This window comes from Cupriavidus oxalaticus, assembly GCF_038900635.1.
Taxonomy (GTDB): domain Bacteria; phylum Pseudomonadota; class Gammaproteobacteria; order Burkholderiales; family Burkholderiaceae; genus Cupriavidus; species Cupriavidus oxalaticus_B.
In genome coordinates, this window is the sequence record NZ_JAYMRX010000003.1 from 37,254 (window position 1) to 54,828 (window position 17,575).

At 68.9% G+C, this 17,575-nt stretch carries 17 protein-coding genes; 9 read left to right on the forward strand and 8 right to left on the reverse strand.

What is annotated here, in order from left to right:
• The first annotated feature begins 79 nt into the window (after positions 1–79).
• Both glnE and rrtA read left to right on the forward strand, forming a co-directional pair.
• Positions 80–3,100: a bifunctional [glutamate--ammonia ligase]-adenylyl-L-tyrosine phosphorylase/[glutamate--ammonia-ligase] adenylyltransferase gene (gene glnE, locus VSR71_RS06805; protein WP_342913162.1), complete on the forward strand. Its 3,021-nt coding sequence runs from the start codon at positions 80–82 to the stop codon at positions 3,098–3,100.
• Between the two features lie 64 nt (positions 3,101–3,164).
• Positions 3,165–3,752: a rhombosortase gene (gene rrtA / locus VSR71_RS06810; protein WP_428979365.1), complete on the forward strand. Its 588-nt coding sequence runs from the start codon at positions 3,165–3,167 to the stop codon at positions 3,750–3,752.
• Between the two features lie 24 nt (positions 3,753–3,776).
• On the opposite strand, the gene mprA is transcribed toward rrtA, so the two are convergent.
• The 4 genes from mprA to VSR71_RS06830 all read right to left on the reverse strand — a co-directional run bounded on the left by mprA (position 3,777) and on the right by VSR71_RS06830 (position 8,815).
• Positions 3,777–5,432 carry an MprA protease, GlyGly-CTERM protein-sorting domain-containing form gene (gene mprA, locus VSR71_RS06815; protein ID WP_342913164.1) on the reverse strand — a complete coding sequence of 552 codons (1,656 nt, stop codon included), beginning with the start codon at positions 5,430–5,432 and terminating at the stop codon, positions 3,777–3,779.
• A 134-nt stretch (positions 5,433–5,566) separates the two neighbouring features.
• The gene (locus VSR71_RS06820; RefSeq protein ID WP_342913165.1) at positions 5,567–6,010 is read right to left on the reverse strand and encodes a hypothetical protein; all 444 of its coding nucleotides are present in this window, start codon (positions 6,008–6,010) and stop codon (positions 5,567–5,569) included.
• Between the two features lie 60 nt (positions 6,011–6,070).
• A complete protein-coding gene (recN, locus tag VSR71_RS06825; protein ID WP_342913166.1) occupies positions 6,071–7,819 on the reverse strand; it encodes a DNA repair protein RecN in 1,749 nt (582 codons plus the stop codon).
• Positions 7,820–7,897: 78 nt separating this feature from the next.
• Positions 7,898–8,815 carry an NAD kinase gene (locus tag VSR71_RS06830; protein WP_342913167.1) on the reverse strand — a complete coding sequence of 306 codons (918 nt, stop codon included), beginning with the start codon at positions 8,813–8,815 and terminating at the stop codon, positions 7,898–7,900.
• 103 nt (positions 8,816–8,918) lie between these two features.
• On the opposite strand from VSR71_RS06830, the gene hrcA reads away from it, so the two are divergent.
• The 3 genes from hrcA (at position 8,919) to VSR71_RS06845 (ending at position 11,567) form a co-directional block, all read left to right on the forward strand.
• Complete coding sequence (gene hrcA, locus VSR71_RS06835; RefSeq protein ID WP_209756910.1) at positions 8,919–9,956, forward strand: heat-inducible transcriptional repressor HrcA; 1,038 nt, start codon at positions 8,919–8,921, stop codon at positions 9,954–9,956.
• Positions 9,957–10,059: 103 nt separating this feature from the next.
• Positions 10,060–11,175: a ferrochelatase gene (gene hemH, locus VSR71_RS06840; RefSeq protein WP_342913168.1), complete on the forward strand. Its 1,116-nt coding sequence runs from the start codon at positions 10,060–10,062 to the stop codon at positions 11,173–11,175.
• Complete coding sequence (locus tag VSR71_RS06845; protein WP_342913169.1) at positions 11,172–11,567, forward strand: RNA-binding S4 domain-containing protein; 396 nt, start codon at positions 11,172–11,174, stop codon at positions 11,565–11,567. Before hemH ends, VSR71_RS06845 begins: the two co-directional genes overlap by 4 nt.
• 86 nt (positions 11,568–11,653) lie before the next feature.
• Here the strand turns inward: VSR71_RS06845 and VSR71_RS06850 are convergent, their stop codons facing one another.
• A complete protein-coding gene (locus VSR71_RS06850) occupies positions 11,654–12,103 on the reverse strand; it encodes a hypothetical protein (protein WP_342913446.1) in 450 nt (149 codons plus the stop codon).
• Between VSR71_RS06850 and grpE the strand changes: the two genes are divergently transcribed.
• Positions 12,102–12,656, forward strand: coding sequence for a nucleotide exchange factor GrpE (grpE, locus tag VSR71_RS06855; RefSeq protein WP_342913170.1), 555 nt, complete (start codon positions 12,102–12,104; stop codon positions 12,654–12,656). The genes VSR71_RS06850 and grpE overlap by 2 nt on opposite strands.
• Positions 12,657–12,739: 83 nt before the next feature.
• A complete protein-coding gene (locus VSR71_RS06860; RefSeq protein WP_342913171.1) occupies positions 12,740–13,165 on the forward strand; it encodes a thioredoxin family protein in 426 nt (141 codons plus the stop codon).
• A 28-nt stretch (positions 13,166–13,193) separates the two neighbouring features.
• Here VSR71_RS06860 and VSR71_RS06865 read toward each other — a convergent pair whose 3' ends face one another.
• A complete protein-coding gene (locus VSR71_RS06865) occupies positions 13,194–14,474 on the reverse strand; it encodes a phospholipase A (RefSeq protein ID WP_342913172.1) in 1,281 nt (426 codons plus the stop codon).
• Between the two features lie 140 nt (positions 14,475–14,614).
• Positions 14,615–15,046, reverse strand: coding sequence for a DUF1841 family protein (locus VSR71_RS06870; protein WP_342913173.1), 432 nt, complete (start codon positions 15,044–15,046; stop codon positions 14,615–14,617).
• 91 nt (positions 15,047–15,137) lie between these two features.
• Here VSR71_RS06870 and VSR71_RS06875 point away from each other — a divergent pair, with 91 nt between their 5' ends.
• Both VSR71_RS06875 and VSR71_RS06880 read left to right on the forward strand, forming a co-directional pair.
• Positions 15,138–16,079 (forward strand): DMT family transporter, encoded by a 942-nt coding sequence (locus VSR71_RS06875; RefSeq protein ID WP_342913174.1) that lies wholly within the window; start codon positions 15,138–15,140, stop codon positions 16,077–16,079.
• 88 nt (positions 16,080–16,167) lie between these two features.
• The gene (locus VSR71_RS06880) at positions 16,168–16,755 is read left to right on the forward strand and encodes a malonic semialdehyde reductase (protein WP_342913175.1); all 588 of its coding nucleotides are present in this window, start codon (positions 16,168–16,170) and stop codon (positions 16,753–16,755) included.
• 78 nt (positions 16,756–16,833) lie between these two features.
• Here the strand turns inward: VSR71_RS06880 and VSR71_RS06885 are convergent, their stop codons facing one another.
• Entirely contained in the window at positions 16,834–17,559 is a 726-nt protein-coding gene (locus VSR71_RS06885; protein WP_342913176.1) for a Coq4 family protein, read from the reverse strand.
• Between the last annotated feature and the right edge of the window lie 16 nt (positions 17,560–17,575).

Sequence of the window (17,575 nt, forward strand, 5' to 3'; positions counted from 1 at the left end):
ATCGGGGCAACATTGCCCGGGCACGCCCGATCTGCCGCCGGTACCGGCCGCACCTTTTCTCGCATTTCAAATTACTGGAATGACTGCCTCTGACCCGACGAGTTCCGCCGCTGGCGATCCCTCCGACCAACATGGCGCGGGCGCCACACCGGCACCGGCTGAGCTGGCGGATCCGGCAGCGGCGCTTGCCCCTGGCGAGGGCGCCGGGACCATGACCGCCGGCGCCTTTGCCGTCACTGCGGCGCAGGCACTGCCGCAAGGTCTGCAGGCGGCCGACTGCGGCGGCCACGTATTGTACTCGGCAGCGTATTCGCACTACGCGCGGCGGGTGCTGCAGGCACGCCCCGAACTGCCCGCGGTGATCGCGGCGGCGGCCGGACAGCCGCTGACGCGCGCGTGGATGGAGGCGCGGCTGCAGGCGCTGCACGAACCCTCTGCCGACGCCGAGGAAGCCACCAAGCGCACGTTGCGCCGGCTGCGCGCCGAGGTCATGTGCGCGGTGATCGAGCGCGACTTGCGCGGCCTGGCCGCACTGGGCGAAATCACCGGCGCCATGACCGACCTGGCGGAGCTGGTGATCCAGCATGGCCTGGCGGTGCTCGGCGCTGATCTCGCCGCTACCTTCGGCCGCCCGGTCGGGGCCCAAAGCGGCGAGGTGCAGGAGCTGGTGGTGGTCGGCATGGGCAAGCTCGGCGGGCGCGAGCTCAATGTCTCGTCCGATATTGACCTGATCTTCCTGTACGACGAAGACGGGGACACGCAGGGCGGCACGCGCAGCCTGTCCAACCATGAGTATTTCATCCGCCTCGGCCGCCGCCTGATCAACCTGCTTGCCGAGGTGACCGCCGACGGCTACGTGTTCCGCGTCGACATGCGGCTGCGGCCCAATGGCGACGCCGGCCCGCTGGCATGCAGCCTCGGCATGCTGGAGGAATACCTGGTGGTGCAGGGGCGCGAATGGGAGCGCTACGCCTGGATCAAGGGCCGCGTGGTATCAGCGCTCGACACGCCGCACGCGCAGCGCACCGCCGGCCTGCTGGCGCGCCTGACCACGCCGTTCGTGTTCCGCCGCTACCTGGACTACGGCGTGATCGCGGCGATCCGCTCGCTGCATGCGCAGATCCGCAGCGAGGCCGCCAAGCGCAGCGGCGGGCTGGCGGGCCATGGTGTCAACCAGCGCTCCTTCAATATCAAGCTCGGCCGCGGTGGTATCCGCGAGATCGAATTCATGGCGCAGGTGTTCCAGCTGATCCGCGGCGGCCAGGATCCCGCGCTGCGCGTGCGGCCCACGCTGGAAGTGCTGGGGGTGGCGGTTGAGCGCGGCCTGCTGCCTTCCGGCCAGGCCGGGCAGCTGGGCGACGCCTACCGCTTCCTGCGCCAGCTGGAGCACCGCCTGCAGTACCGCGACGACGCCCAGACCCATCACTTGCCGACCTCGGAAGACGAGCAACTGGCGGTGGCGCGGATGATGGGCTGTGCCAGCTGGAACGAACTGCTGGCGCGCCTGGCGGCGCTGCAGGAGCCAGTGGCGCAGCAGTTCGAGGCCACCTTCTCCGATCCGGACACCGCGCCGTGCGAGGCGCTGTGGCCCGACATCGTGCTCGACGACAATGCCGCGCGCGCGCAGGACAACCCGCAGGAGGACGCCGTCGCGCCGGCGCAGGGCGGGGAGGGTGCGTGCGACGATGCCACGCCGTGCCGCCGCCTGCAGGCGGCCGGATTCACCGACTGCACCGGTTTGCTGGACCGGCTGCGCGCGATCGCGTCGTCGCTGCGCTACCGTGCGCTGTCAGAGTCCAGCCGCGCCCGTTTCGACCAGCTGGTGAACCGCGCGCTCGACCTGGCCGCGCGCCAGGACGACGCCGACAGCACCATCGCGCGCTTTATCGACTTCCTCGAGGCCATCAGCCGGCGCGCCTCCTACCTGTCGCTGCTGTCCGAGTACCCGCAGGCGATGGACCGCGTCGCGCAGACGCTGCATGCCTCGCGCTGGGCCGCGGCCTACCTGACGCGCCACCCGCAACTGCTCGACGAACTCCTCGACAGCGATGCGCTGGCCGGCGCGCCCGACTGGGCCGCGTTCCGCAAGCGCCTGCACGAGCGGCTGCTGGCCGCCGAAGGGCAGGTCGAGCACCAGATGGACATCCTGCGCCGCGAGCACCATGCCGAGACCTTCCGCGTACTGCTGCAGGACCTGCACGGCATGCTGACGGTGGAGCAGGTGGCCGACCGCCTGTCGGACCTGGCCGACGCCATGCTCGATGCCACGCTGCAGACGGTATGGCGCCAGCTCGCCACGCGCCATCGCGATACGCCGCGCTTCGCGGTGATCGCTTACGGCCGGCTCGGCGGCAAGGAGCTGGGCTATGCCTCGGACCTCGATATCATCTTCCTGTATGACGACGAGCATGAGCGCGCGCCCGATGTCTACGCCGCCTTCGCGCGCCGGCTGATCACCTGGCTCACCAGCCATACCGCGGCCGGTGCGCTGTTCGACGTCGATACGCGGCTACGCCCCAACGGCGCGGCCGGCCTGCTGGTCACCAGCTTCGACGCCTTCCGCCGCTACCAGCTGCGCGAGGGCGAGAACACCGCATGGGTCTGGGAACACCAGGCGCTAACGCGCGCGCGCTTCTGCGCCGGAGATGCGGCCATCGGCGACCGCTTCGAGGCGCTGCGCGGCGAGGTGCTGTGCCAGGAGCGCGATGCCGCGGTGCTGCGCGACGAGATCGTGCAGATGCGCCGCAAGGTGGCCGAGGGCCATCCCAATCCCACCAGCCTGTTCGACCTCAAGCACGACCGCGGCGGCATGGTCGATATCGAATTCACGGTGCAGTACCTGGTGCTGCTGCACAGCCGCGCGCATCCGCAGCTGACGCGCAACGCGGGCAATATCGCGCTGCTGCGCGAAGCCGGCGCACTCGGGCTGATCGATGCCGCGCTGGCCGTGGCGGTGGGCGATGCCTACCGGCTGTTCCGCGCGCGCCAGCACCAGTTGCGGCTCGACGGCCAGGCGCACGCGCGCGTGGCGGCGGAATCGGTCGCCGCGCAGACGGCGCAGGTGCGCACGCTGTGGCAGGCCGTGTTCGGTGAGGACTGAGGCCACGACAGCCACGCCGGCCGCGGCGGCCCCGAACCGTCCCGCCGGTACCTCATGGCCGGGGCTGCTGGCGGCGATCACGCTGGTCTGGGCGCTGTCGGCCAGCTTCACCTTCTTGCCGTGGTGGCACGCGCACGGCCTCTACCTGCGCGATGCGGTGCGGCTCGACGGCCAGTGGTGGCGGCTGGCCACCGCCATGTGGGTGCACCTGAGCGCGATGCACTGGCTGGCCAACGCGCTCGCGGCCGCGGGCCTGCTGGCGCTTGCGGGGCGCACGGCGCGGGCGCGCGCCATGCTGCTGGTGCTGGTGACCTGCGGCCTTGCCGTGCAGGCCGCGCTGCTGCGCGAGCCATCGGTCGGCTGGTATGGCGGCTTGTCCGGCGCCTTGCACGGGCTGGCGCTGTGGGGCGGGCTCAGCCTGTTGCGCGCACCCGGGTTGTCGCGCGTGCTCGGCGTGCTGCTGTGCCTGGGCGTGCTGGCCAAGGTGTGGCTGGAACAATCGTGGCTGGCGCCGGTTGTCTTTGATCCCTCATGGGGTTTCGGCGTGGTGCGCGCCGCGCACGCAGCCGGCGCGGTGGCCGGGCTGCTGTGCTGGGTGGTGCAGGAGTGGTGGTTGGCGCGGCGGCCGCTGCGCAGCGCGGACCGCGACTGAGCCGCATCCGCGGCAGTGCAGGCGTCACGCGCGCCGGCGCAGCGCGAAGCCGAGCAGCCCCGTGCTGGCCAGCGCGAGCGCGAGCCAGCGTGGCAGTGCACCGCCGCCACCGCCGTCGCCGGACGGTGCCGGTGCGGCGGCCGCCGGCGGCGCCGACACAGCCGCGGCCAGCGCGTTGTCGGCATCCAGCAGGCCGGCCCCGCATAGGCCTGGATTGGTGGTGCAGAACGTGCCGGAAGGATGCGGCCGCACCGAGGACTTCAACGCCGCGGTCACTTGCGCCGGCGTCAGCGACCCGTTCAGTGCAAACATCATCGCCACGACGCCCGACACCATCGGCGCCGCGAAGCTGGTGCCCTGCGACGACGACACCGTGTAGTCCCCGATCGATGTGCCGCCGTTGTTGCTCAACGTGCGGATCACCGACGGCGTGGTGGTGCACGCCCCGTTCTGTACGCGTGAGTTGCCGCAGCCGCCGCCCGGCGCGCTGATCGCCACCTGCGGGCCGACGTTGGCATAGGTGGCGTTCTCGCCGTCGTTGGCGTGGGCCGTGACCGCGATCACACCGCTGCAATCGGCCGGCGCTTCGACCGCGCTGCGATTGTTGCCCGCCGCTGCCACCACCACCACGCCGCGCGCGTTCAGGTCGTTGACCGCCTGCTGCTCGATGCTGCTGCAGGTGCCGCCGCCAAGGCTGATGTTGACCACTCGTGCCGGGTTTGAATTGGCCGGCACATTCGGCACCGACAGGCCGCCCGCCCACCGCATGCCGTCGACGGTATCGGACAGCAGCGCGCCGCAGCGTCCCGACACTCGCACCGGCAGGACTCTCGCGCTCCAGTCGACGCCGGCAATGCCTTCGCCGTTGTTGGTGACCGCGCCCAGCACGCTGGCCACGCGCGTGCCGTGCCAGCTGTTGGCCGTGGCTTCGGTGGTCGGGGAGGAACTGCCCGGGCAGGTGAAGCCGGCCGGGACATTGTCGCCGGGGTCGGTAGAGTCGCCGTCGCGCCCCTCGTCGCCGTCGTTGGAGACGGCGGCGCTGCTGATGAAGTCATAGCCCGGCAGCAGCCGGGCAGCCAGGTCGGGGTGTTGCAGCACGCCGGTATCGACCACCGCGATCACGATGCCGCTGCTGCCGCGCGTGCGGTCCCAGGCGCGCGGCAGATTGACGCCGCCGACCGCGGTGCCGGTGCCCAGCAGGTAGGGCTGGTTGGCGCGAAATTCCGGGTCGTTGGGCAGGGTGTCGTGCAGCCGCAGCCAGCGGTCCGGCACGGCGTCGGCTACGCGCGGGTCCTGGCGCAGGCGCGCGGCGGCGGCTTCCGGGTCGGAGGCGAGTTCGTCCGGCACCTGCAGCAGGTCCATGTTGCCGCCCATGGGCCGGCGCAGCGTGGCGGCGATGCCGGTGCGCTCGCGCAGTTGCTGCAGCGGGCTCGCCGCTGACGCGGCTGGCTCCTTGGCGGTCACGCTGGAGGTGGTGCCATCGCGCCAGCGCACGATGATCTGGCCGGTGTAGGCCGGGGCCGGGGCCGAAGCCGAAGGGGAGGAGGCGGGCGCAGTGCCTGCTGCCGGCGCTGCGGTTGCCGGTGCCGTGGCACACAGGGCAACGATGGTGATCAGGGGTGCCCGCCATGGGCGCAACGCGAAGCAGTGACGGAAAACGGACTGCGCGGAATGCAGCATGTATTCCTCCAGAAGCACCCGCGCGCCATCGGACGCGCCGGGGAATCCTATGTAGGGAATACGATCCGCTCCGGTTGCGCAAGGGCTACGAAAGGTTTAGAACCCGCCGCTTCCGGACGGATTCCGCGGCAACCTCAGCTTTTGGGCATATCCCGGCTGGTCGGCATGGTGCGGTTCGGCTGGATCAGCCGGTCCGGCTCGGCGGTCTCGATACGTGGGGTGGCGCGCAGCGTATCAACTGCCTGGTCGATGGTGGCATCCGCCGATGTAGAGATCGCCGTCACCAGCCAGACCCCGCCCGACATGGGGCGCTTGACTACATAGCGGATCGGGCCCTTGATCTCGGCCAGCAGCTTGCCGGCATCCTCGGACATGTCGACCGCGGGCGGCTTGAACTTGACCATGATGTCGCCCAGCGCGCGGTCGTCAGTGATGCTGCCCGGCGGCGGGGCATAGGGCCCCGACTGCGCCTTGCAGCCAGACAGTGCCAGCAGTGCGGCCGTGGCCGCGGTGGCCAGGGCCAGTACGGCACGCAAGGGACGGTGGCGGCGGCCTGCCGGCGGCGCGTGGCGGGTCATGGTGGGACTCCTGTGAAAAGTTGGGTTCGGGTACGCCGATGCGGGCGCCAGGCGAAGGCGTCAGCCGGCGGCGCGGCGGCTGCGCCGGCCTTCCTTTGCCGTGCCGCGCACCGGCGCGCCGGCCTGGGCTTCGGCGCCTTGCGCCAGCATTTCTTCGGCATGCTGCAGCGTGGTCGCGGTGACGGTGGCGCCGCCCAGCATGCGCGCGGTTTCTACAACGCGCCCGGCCGGGTCGAGCCCGCGGATGCGCGAACGTGTGACCGAGCCATCACCGCCATCGGTGGTTTCCTTGCTGACAAGCAGGTGCGTGCCGGCCTGCGCGGCGACCTGCGGCAAGTGGGTCACGCACAGCACCTGGCGCGCGCGGCCCAGTTCCTGCAGGCGCCGGCCGACCACTTCTGCGACGGCACCGCCGATGCCGGTGTCGACTTCGTCGAAGATCAGCGTCGGCGTGGGCGAGGCCTCGCTGGTGATCACCGAGATTGCCAGGCTGATGCGCGCCAGCTCGCCGCCGGACGCGACCCGCGCCAGCGGCCGCGCGCTGACGCCGGCATGGCCGGCCACCAGGAACTCGACCTGCTCCAGGCCGTAGCTCTGGCCCTCTTCCAGCGTGTTCAGCGCGGCGACGAAGCTGCCGCCCGCCATCGACAGGCCCTGCATGGCGTCGGTGACCGCCGCCGACAGCGCCCGCGCCGCTTGCTTGCGCGCATGGCTGAGGTGTTGCGCCAGCGTCAGGTAGGCGGCCTTGGCAGCGGCTTCGCGCGCCATCACCTTGTTCAGGTCCTGCGCGGCCTGCAGGTCGTCGAGCTGCTGGCGGCGCGCCAGCAGCTCCTCTGGCAACTGCTCGGGAGGCAGGCGGTACTTGCGCGCGGTGGCGTGCAGCGCCTGCATGCGTTCCTCGACGGCCTGCAACCGTTCGGGATCCAGCTCGAGCCGGTCGACGTAGCGGGTCAGCGAGTGCGCGGCTTCCTCGGCCTGCACCTGGGCCGGCTCGAGCGCGGCCAGCACGTCGCGCAGCGCCGGGTCGACGTCGGCCAGCTGCTGCAGCCGGTGCACGATCGTGTTCAGCGCCGACAGCACCGAGCCGTCGGCCTCGGACAGCGCGTCAAGCGCCGCGCGGCTGCCGTCGATCAGGCCGGCGGCGTGCGAAAGGCGGTTGTACTCGGCCTGGATTTCTTCCCATTCGCCCGGCTGCGGATTGAGCTTGTCGAGCTCGCCCACCTGCCACTCCAGTCGCTCGCGCTCGAGCTGCATCTCGCGCGACTGGTGCTCCACCGCCTCGCGCTGGCGTACGCAGGCGCGCCACGCGCGCCAGGCCTCGGCCACCGCGCCGGCCTGCTGGGTCAGCCCGGCGTGGGCGTCGAACAGCAGGCGCTGCGCATCCGGGCGCAGCAGCAGCTGGTGCGCGTGCTGCCCGTGGATGTCGACCAGCTGGTCCCCCACTTCGCGCAATTGCGCCAGCGTGGCCGCGGCGCCGTTGATAAAGGCCTTGCTGCGGCCGCCGGCATCGACCGTACGCCGCAGCAGCACCGAGCCGGCGCCATCCTCGTCTGCGGCGTTGAGTTCGCGCTCGCCCAGCCAGGCGTCGAGCGCCGGGTGGGTCGAGAAGGTGGCGCTGATGCTGGCGCGCGGGGCGCCTTCGCGCACAATGCCGGCGTCGGCGCGCTCGCCCAGCACCAGCGCCAGGGCGTCGATCAGGATCGACTTGCCGGCGCCGGTCTCGCCGGTAAAGACGGTGAAGCCAGGGGTGAAATCCAGGTCGAGCGTGTCGACGATGACGAAATCGCGGATGGACAGGCTGCGCAGCATCGTGGCGGAAAGTGAGATCGGTCCGGGAGGTCGGGCTGGCGTCGGATCGGGGTGGCTAGCTCGGGCTCTGGGGGCGGCTCAGAGGCGGTTGTCTTCGGACGGGTATTCGTGCCAGTGCAGCTTTTTGCGCAACGTGGCGTAGTAGTTGTAGCCCACCGGGTGCAGCAGGTTGATGCTCTTCTCCGAGCGCCGCACCACGATGCGGTCGCCGGGCAGCAGCGAGGTCAGCGACTGCATGTCGAAATTGACGCTGGCGTCGCGCGCGCTGGCGACCTCGATGGTGACCTCGGCATCGTGCGGCAGCACGATCGGCCGGTTCGACAGCGCGTGCGGCGCGATCGGCACCAGCACCACGCCCGACAGCGTCGGGTGCAGGATCGGGCCGCCGGCGGACAGCGCGTAGGCGGTCGAGCCGGTCGCGGTCGATACGATCAGGCCGTCTGAACGCTGGTTGTACATAAAGTTACCGTCAACGGACACCGCCAGCTCGACCATGCCGGAAATGCCCGAGCGGTTTACCACCACGTCGTTCAGTGCCAGCGCGGAAAAAATGACACTGTCGTCGCGTATTACGCGGGATTCGAGCAGCAGCCGGTTCTCGGCTTCGTAGCGGCCGTCGAGCATGTCGGGCAGCACCGTGTGCACGTCCTCCAGCGCGATGTCGGTCATGAAGCCGAGCCGCCCGTGGTTGACCCCGATCAGCGGCACGTCGTAGCCGGCCAGCTGGCGGGCGATGCCCAGCAGCGTGCCGTCGCCGCCCAGCACCACCGCCACGTCGGCCTGCCTGCCGATTTCCTCGGCCGACAGGGCCGGGTAGGCGGTCAGCCCCGTGGCCAGCGCGGTTTCGCGCTCGAACACCACATCCTGGCCGTTGCGCAGGATATAAGAGGCGATCTCCTCCAGCGGTCCTTCGATGCCGGCAGTCGAGTAGCGGCCCACCAGGGCGACGGTGTTGAACGAAGTGCGCAAGGCGCTGGCTCTCGGGGGGGCGGACATGCCGGGATTAGACCATACCGCCGCTGCCGTTGCCAGCAGGCGCCGGCGCCGCAACCCAGGCGGGGCGCCAGAAGGTCTAAAACTTGCGTAAAATCGGGGCATCATGGATGAACGTTCCAAAACGCTGCTCAAGACCCTGATCGAGCGCTACATCGCCGAAGGCCAGCCGGTCGGGTCCCGCACCCTGTCGAAGTACTCGGGGCTGGACCTGTCGCCGGCGACCATCCGCAATGTGATGTCCGACCTGGAGGAAATGGGCTTTATCGCCAGTCCGCACACGTCGGCCGGCCGCATCCCGACGCCGCGCGGGTACCGGCTTTTCGTCGATTCCATGCTGACGGCCAAGCCGCTGGAGCGCAACGCCGACCTGGCCGAGCTGACCGGCCAGATCCAGGGCCAGCTCGGCGCCCAGCAGCTGGGGCCGCAGCGCATGATCACGGCGGCGGCGCGCACGCTGTCCAACCTGTCGCACTTCGCCGGCGTGGTGATGACTCCCCGGCGCGCGCAGGCGTTCCGGCAGATCGAATTCATGCGCCTGTCCGACAAGCGCATCCTGCTGATCATTGTCAGTCCCGAGGGCGATGTGCAGAACCGGATCATCCAGACCGAGCTGTCATACACCCCGGCCCAGCTGATCGAGGCGGCCAACTACTTCAATTCGCACTACGGCGGCATGAGCTTCGACGCCGTGCGCAGCCACCTGCGCGTCGAGCTGCAGGACCTGCGCCGCGACATGTCGCAGCTGATGCAGGCGGCGGTCGAGGCCGGCAGCGTGGCCGACGACGAAGAAGACGACCACGTCTATATCAGCGGCGAACGCAAGCTGCTGGAAGTGGAAGACCTGTCTTCCAGCATGGACAAGCTGCGCCGGCTGTTCGACGTGTTCGAGCACAAGACCAGCCTGCTGCAGCTGCTCGATGTCTCCAGCCATGCGCAGGGCGTGCAGATCTTCATCGGCGGCGAAAGCCAGCTGGTGCCGCTGGAAGACATGGCGGTCATCACCGCGCCCTACGAGGTCGACGGGCAGATCGTCGGCACCCTCGGCGTGATCGGCCCGACACGCATGGCATACGAGCGCGTGATCCCGATCGTGGACATCACCGCGCGGCTGCTCTCCAGCGCGCTGAGCCAGAACCAGTGACGCGGCTGGCCGGTCTGACAAGCTGCCCCAATCCTACCGAGCGCCGACTTTACCGGCGCGCCGCCAAGGCGCGTTCCCGGCCGTGCGCCAACCCGGAAGCGACATGACGTTTTCACCCGAACCGGTCTACCAGCACGGGCAGGCGCCGCGCACGGCGATCCTGCTGGTCAACCTGGGCACCCCCGATGCACCCACGCCCAGGGCGGTGGGGCGCTACCTGAAGGAATTCCTGTCCGACCCGCGCGTGGTCGAGATCCCGCGCGCCGCCTGGCTGCCGCTGCTGCATGGCGTGATCCTGCCGCTGCGCTCGCGCGCGTCGGCGCTGAAGTATGAGTCGATCTGGCTGCGCGAGGCGCATATGACCGGCTCGCCGCTGCTGGTCTACAGCGAGCGCCAGGCGCATGCGCTGCAGCGGCTGCTGAACCAGAACGGCTACGAGGTGACAGTGGCGTGCGCCATGCGCTACGGCAACCCGTCGATCGCCTCGGTGATGGAAGCGCTGCGCCGCCAGGGCTGCGAGCAGGTGCTGGTGCTGCCGATGTATCCGCAGTATTCCGGCACCACTACCGCGACCGCGTTCGACGAAGTGTTTCGCGTGCTCGGCCAATGGCGCAACCAGCCCGAGCTGCGGCTGGTCAAACATTTCCATGACCATCCGGCTTATATCTCGGCGCTGCACCAGCAGGTCGGGGCCTACTGGTCACGGCATGGAATGCCCGATTTTGCGCACGGCGACAAGCTGATCCTGTCGTTCCACGGCGTGCCGCGGCGCACGCTCGAGCTGGGCGACCCATATCACTGCGAGTGCCTGAAGACGGGCCGGCTGCTCGGTGACGCGCTGGGCTTGCAGCCGGGGCAGTATCAGGTGACGTTCCAGTCCCGGTTTGGCAAGGCGGAGTGGCTGCAGCCATACACGGCCCCGACGCTGGCGGAACTGGGCAAGGTCGGCGCCGGCCGGGTCGATGTGTTCTGCCCGGGCTTCCCGGCGGACTGCATCGAGACGCTGGAGGAAATCGCGATGGAAGGGCAGACCGAATTCAAGGTCGCCGGCGGCAAGGATTTTCACTTTATTCCTTGCATGAACGACTCGGCGCCTTGGGTGTCCGCGATGGCGGAGATTGCCCTGCAGCACCTGCAGGGATGGCCGCTCAATACGCCGCACCCGCATGAACTGGAAGCGCGCCGCTCGCGCGCGCAGACTCGGGGAGCCGCAGCATGAACGTGGATTTCGAGGCGGATGCGCGCCAGCGCATCGACAAATGGCTATGGTGCGCACGCTTCTTCAAGACGCGCTCGCTTGCGGCCGAGGCGGTGGAGCGGGGCAAGGTGACCGTCAACGGTCAACTGGTCAAGAATTCGCGCGAAGTGCGGCCTGGCGACAAGGTCGCGCTCGAAGCGCACCAGCAGCGCTGGGAACTGCAGGTGAAGGGCATTGCCCCGGCGCGCGGTCCGGCACCGGTGGCGCAGACGCTGTATGAAGAGAGTGCCGACAGCCAGGCACGCCGGCAGGCCGAAGTGGAGCGCCGCCGCCTGCAGCCGGAGCCCGCCGCGCAGTTGCAGGGGCGCCCGACCAAGCGCGACCGGCGCCGCATCGATGACTTCCGGCACTGAGGCAGGCAGGAATGACACGCGGCGGCGCCGGCACAATGCCGGGGCCGCCGCGGTGTGGGCGTGTGTGCTGGAAAGTTGCCGGGCGCCTATTCCTGCGAAACTTCCTGGCTGACGATAGGAATGATGTAGTGCTTGAACACCGCCTTGCCACTGCCATACTCGGTATCGCGCGGCGCGAAGGCGCCGGACAGGCAGATAAAGGCGGTCATGACCGCCAGGGCGGCCACGAGGCAGAGCGTCACGACTGGCAGCTTATGCATGGCCAACCTTTCGGAAGAGGCACAAAAATGAACCATCTCCAGGCCCTCGTCATTTTTGTCATTTTTCTTAGTGTGAATCTTAGTGAGTGCAGTGCAGCAAAGCAATAAGGCCTCAATTGCATAAGTCGCGCCTTTGTAACCGCTTGTTTCCGCGTCTCGCCAGCGCCACTCTTGAAATCTGGCACGACGCCACCAATTGCCCGCTAAACACGCCGATTGACCCATCGCGGCCGTGCCCACGGACGGCCGCGCCAATGCATTGATACGGATCGACATGGAAGAACAGAAGCAGACGCCATCCACCCCGACGCCCAACGACGAAGCCAGCGCTGCCGCCGCGCAGGAGAACGCCGCGCCGGAGGCCGCCGCCGTGGAGGACGTGGCGGCCCAGCTGGCCGCCCTGGAAGCCAAGGCGCGTGAGCACTACGACATGTACATGCGCGCGGTCGCAGAAGGCGAGAACATCCGCCGCCGGGCGCAGGAAGACGTCGCCAAGGCGCACAAATTCGCCATCGAGAACTTCGCCGACAACCTGCTGCCGGTGATGGACAGCCTGCAGGCCGCGCTGGCTGACGGTTCCGGCGATATCGCCAAGCTGCGCGAAGGCGTCGAACTGACCGCGCGCCAGCTGGCCGCCGCGTTCGAACGCGGCAAGATCGTGGAACTGAACCCTGTTGGCGAGAAGTTCGACCCGCACCGCCACCAGGCCATTTCGATGGTGCCGGCCGACCAGGAACCCAACACCGTCGTCACGGTGCTGCAGCGCGGCTATACCATTGCCGACCGCGTGCTGCGCCCGGCGCTGGTGACGGTGGCGGCACCGAAGTAAGCCGGACCACTTGGCGGCTGATGTTGCGCCCGGTGCCGTTCAGGCCCGGGCGTTTTGCTTTTTTGCCCTTGCGGGAGCCAGTCATGTCAAGCGAATCGCCGTCCGCGGACCAGGCCGCGGCACCCCACCTCGACCACCGCGCCTTCGAGGCCTTCGGCATGCGCCAGGTTGACGACGCCAGCATCGACGCCGCGATTGCGCAGGCTGGCGATGCGCTGGTGTGCGTGTTCTTCTGGGGCGTGGATTGCTTCAATTGCGAGATGGCAAAGAAAGCCATGCTCGCCCATCCGGAGCCGATCCGGGCGCTGGGCCTGCACTGGCTGCATGCCAACGTCTATGAGCACCCCGCACTGGGCAAGCGCTTCGGCCTGCACGGCATCCCGGTGTTCATGTTCTTCCAGAACGGCAAGAAGCTGGGCCGCGCCACCGGATGGCATGGCCACGGCCAGTTTGCCGCCGCGGTTGCCAATGCCCGGCTGAAGGCGGGCGGCAAGCCGCTGGCGGGGTGAATCAGGCAAGCCAGACGGCATCAGGGGCTTAGCGCGACAGCGCGTAGCCGATGCGGAACTGCCAGGGCAGCTTGTGGTTGTAGTCGAGCAGGCTTTCGCCGTAGCCGACGAAGTAACCCGCCATCAGGTAGCCCGCGGTACCCGGCAGCAGCCGCGCCAACGGATAGGTGACCTGCGCATCGACGCTGCCGTACCACTTGCGCGTGCCCTTGCGCAGCGTGGCGGAAAACTCCCAGGAATCCGGACGCCCATATGCGATGCCCAGGTCCATATAGCCGCGGTAATGGGCGATGTCCGGGTTGTCGCCTTTCTCCACGTAGGCATAGAGCTTGGGTGCGACGCGCCAGTGCCAGTCGTTCTGGTCGCCGAAGTAGAACGTCGGCTTGACGAACACGGTGTTGATGCTGCGCGACTCGTCGCCGCTGCGGCCGTTGGACTCGTGCTCCACGCCGGCCGCCAGCGACAGCCGGCTGATGGCGCGGTTGCGCACGCCGGTATCGGACAGGTAGTAGAACAGGCTCGGGCGGTAGTTGGTGTCGCGGAACGGCTTGGACTGCTCCGACAGGTCCCACAGCGAGAACTGCGTGAAGCCCAGGTAGAGGTTGTCGAACAGGCTTTTCGATGCCGGGTCCTCGCCCTGGAAGATCCGGTACTTGAAGCTGAACTGGAACTTCGCGTTGGCGCCATCGTGCGCGCCGACGATGAAGTACATCGGGTCGTAGAACGACAGGCGCGCGCTGTCGCGCAGGTCCGCCGGCGCCGGGGCGGTGGCGCTCGCACTGGTCACCGGCGTGATGGGAACCGGGCTCGCCTCCGCGGCTTCGCCGGCAGGCCCGGGCGTGGCTGCGACCGCGGGCGGGGCGGTGGCCGCCTCGCCCGGCTGGGGCAGCCGGTTCAGCGTGACCAGCACCGGCGCGGCGTCGATGCCGGTCGCATCCAGCCGCACCTGGCCGCGCAACTGCGGCGGCAGGGTCGCGGTGTAGCGGATGGCGCGGTGCTCGCCGCGGCGCAGGTTGACCATGGCAGGTCCGGATACCTCGCGCCACAGTACCAGCCGTACCGGCGCCTGCATTTCGCTCGACGCGGTGACTTCCAGCGTATCGGGGATCCGGTAACGGCGCGTCGCGCCGTCGGCGCTGACCACCAGTGTCAGCGTCAGCGGCTGGTTGCCGTCGATCACGCGCGGCGGCTGCAGCAGCGCCACGCCGGCGTGGCCGGCCAGGGGCCAGGCCAGCGCCAGCGACAGGCAGAGGGGGGCAACGGCGCGGCTGGCAGGCGCCAGCCGGCGGGGCAGGGTCAATCGGGACATGATGCTGGGCACCGCGGGCGCGGCCTGAGCGGCGCGCGCGGCATTGGGAAATTTCGGAACCCGCAAAGCCTACCACGCGGTAGAAAACGGGTTGTGACGAAATGTACGCAGCCGGTCAGCGGCCGGCTGGAGTGGTGCGCTCAGCGCAGTGCGCGCCGGCGCACACTGTCGACGTATTGGTCGCCATCCGGTGGCAGGCCGCTGCGCTGTGCCTGCCACAACATCTCGCCCAGGCATTCCATCACCTGGTGCTGAGCCTCGTGCGGCGAATCGAGCCGGCGCGCCAGTGCCTCGTAAGCCTCGCGAATACCGCGCGGCTGGTCGACGGAAACCTGTTCCGAGATCGACAGGTGCATCGCCAGGTGCAGGAACGGGTTGGTCTGGCCTTGCTCGGGGGTGTAGTCCTGCGTCAGCGCGCCTTCGGTGTCGCGCAGCAGGTCGTGGTACTCGGGATGCTCGCCGATCCAGTCGACGGCAATGACTTCCAGCGGCGTCAGCACGCTGCCCGCGATCTGCTTCTGCCAGGCTTCGCAGAAGAAACGGCGGACTTCTTCTCGTGAGGGATTGAACATGGTGGCGCCATTGTAAACGAGGGGGGCGGCGAGCGCTGGCGAGCCTGCGGTGCCAAGTAGAATGCGGGATCGCCGACTTCCCGCCAGCTTCATGACAGTCTCCGCCTCCACCACCGCCCACGAACAGGCCCGCGCCAAGCTCACCGGGGTGCTGCTGATCGCGGTGTCGGCCAGCGCCTTCGGCGCCATGGCGATCTTTGCGCGCTTTGCCTATGCGGCCGGTGCCGACGTCTACGGCCTGCTGCTCGTACGTTTCGTGCTGGCGGCGGGGGCGCTGGCGTGGGTGATGCGCACGCGCGGCATCGGCCTGCCGCCGTGGCGGCGCGTGCTGGCACTGGCGGCGATGGGCGGCATCGGCTACGTCGGCCAGTCGTTCTGCTTTTTCAGTGCGCTGAACCATGCGCAGGCCAGCCTGGTGGCGCTCCTTCTGTACCTGTACCCGCTGTTCGTGACGATCCTGGCCGCGGTGTTCCTGAAAGAGCGGCTGACCACGGCGGCCGTGATCGCGCTGGTGCTGTGCTCGGTGGGGGCCGGACTGACCGTTGGCGGCGGCGAGGGTTCGCCGCTGGGCATCGCGCTCGGGCTGGCGGCGGCGGTGATCTATTCCGTCTACATCATCGTCGGCGCGCGCGTAACCGCCGGTGTCAACCCGATCGCGACCACCACGGTGATCTGCACCGCGGCCGCGCTGGTCTACGGCGCGGTCGGCCTGCTGCGCCTTGGCGCGGGTGTGCCGCCACAGTTCCCCGCCAGTGCCGGCGGCTGGCTGGCGCTGGCGGCGATCGCGCTGCTGTCGACGGTGCTGGCGATCCTGACCTTCTTCGCCGGGCTGCAACGGCTCGGCGCGGCGCAGGCCTCGATGCTGTCGACGCTCGAGCCGGTCGTCACCGTGCTGCTGGCGGCGTTGCTGCTGGGCGAGCATGTCGGCGGCACGCAGGCGCTTGGAGGCGGACTGATCCTGGCCGGCGTGCTATGGCTGACGCGGCGAAGCAGCGCGCCGACGCAGGCCCGCGGCGACATGCAAGAGAATTGAACGGATCGGTCAAAGACGCTGGCGCGGCACATCGTGGCCCTTGGGTAGAATCGCGGCTTCATACATTTCTTGGATAGGAAATAGCCGCATGTCCCAGATCGACCAAGCCGCGCTGGCGCAACTGTTCACCGAAGCCCGCACCCACAGCGTGTGGCAGGACCGGCACGTGGACGACGCCGTCCTGCACCAGGTCTATGAAGCGATGAAGTTCGGCCCGACCGCCGCCAACAGCGGCCCGGCCCGCATCGTTTTCGTCAAGAGCGCTGCCGAGAAGGCGCGGCTGGTGGATTGCGTGTCGGCCGGCAACGTCGAGAAGACCCGCTCCGCGCCGGTCACCGCGATCATCGCCTTCGACAAGGCCTTCCACGACCAGCTGCCGCGCCTGTTCCCGCATGCCGACGCGCGTGCCTGGTATGCCGGCAACGATGAGAAGATCGCCCGCGACGCCCTGATGAACAGCTCGCTGCAAGGCGGCTACTTCATCCTGGCCGCACGGGCGCTGGGCCTGGATTGCGGCCCGATGGGCGGTTTCGACGCCGACAAGGTCAACGCGGCCTTCTTCCCCGATGGCAAGTGGTCGGTCAACTTCCTGGTCAACCTGGGCTACGGCGTTGCCGACAAGGTGCATCCGCGCCTGCCGCGCCTGTCTTTCGACGAAGCTTGCCGCATCGTCTGAAGAGGCCGCGCGCCAGTGGCGCCGGGAATAGAAAAAGCGACCCATGGGGTCGCTTTTTTTTTGTGGCGCGCCGCAATCTCAGGCAGTCCATTCCTGGACGGGATTGCAGGCGAGGTAACGGCCGGGCTCGGCAATGCCGAGCCGTGCACGGGCAGCTTCGAGCGGTTCGTGCAACAGTCTTTCGTAGTCCTCGCCGAGCAGCCATCCGGCGCGGCGCCCCAGCCGGTAGCCCTCCAGCACGGCGCGCGCAAAGGCCAGGCTGCCAGTCACGCGCAGGCTCTTGAGCGATGCCGCGATGGCGATGAACGCCCATCCCTTGCCGCCGGTCTGCGCATAGCTGAATGCCACCAGCGCGGCTTCGCCCAGGCTTTCGTCGGCCCGATAGCCGGTGAGCACATGCCAGATGTCGTGGATATCGCGGGTACGCCGGCCGAACCACAGGTAGGCGTCCTCGATCACAGGCTCCTGGTCGAGGTTCGAGACCTTGGCCAGGCCGTCCGCGCTGTAGCCGGTCTTTTCCAGGAACGCGCGATAGGCCGCGCCGACCGTGCCCGGTGCGAAGCTGGCGACATAGGCAGGATCGGACAGGCGCTCGGCCAGTTCGATGCGCTGGTAGACCATGCGCCTGCCATCGTGCGTGCGCAGCAGGCGGCTGAAGTTGCGCGGCATTGACGGGCCGTTCAGCGCGCGCATGATGCGGAACACCTGCTCGGTGTCGTTGCCGTTCGCGAGCAGCTTGCGCACGGCCCTGAACGCGGTGAAGACATCCTGCTTGTAGGGATTGGAGGCGGTCGGGGTGGCCATGGCAGGAGCTCCGTGA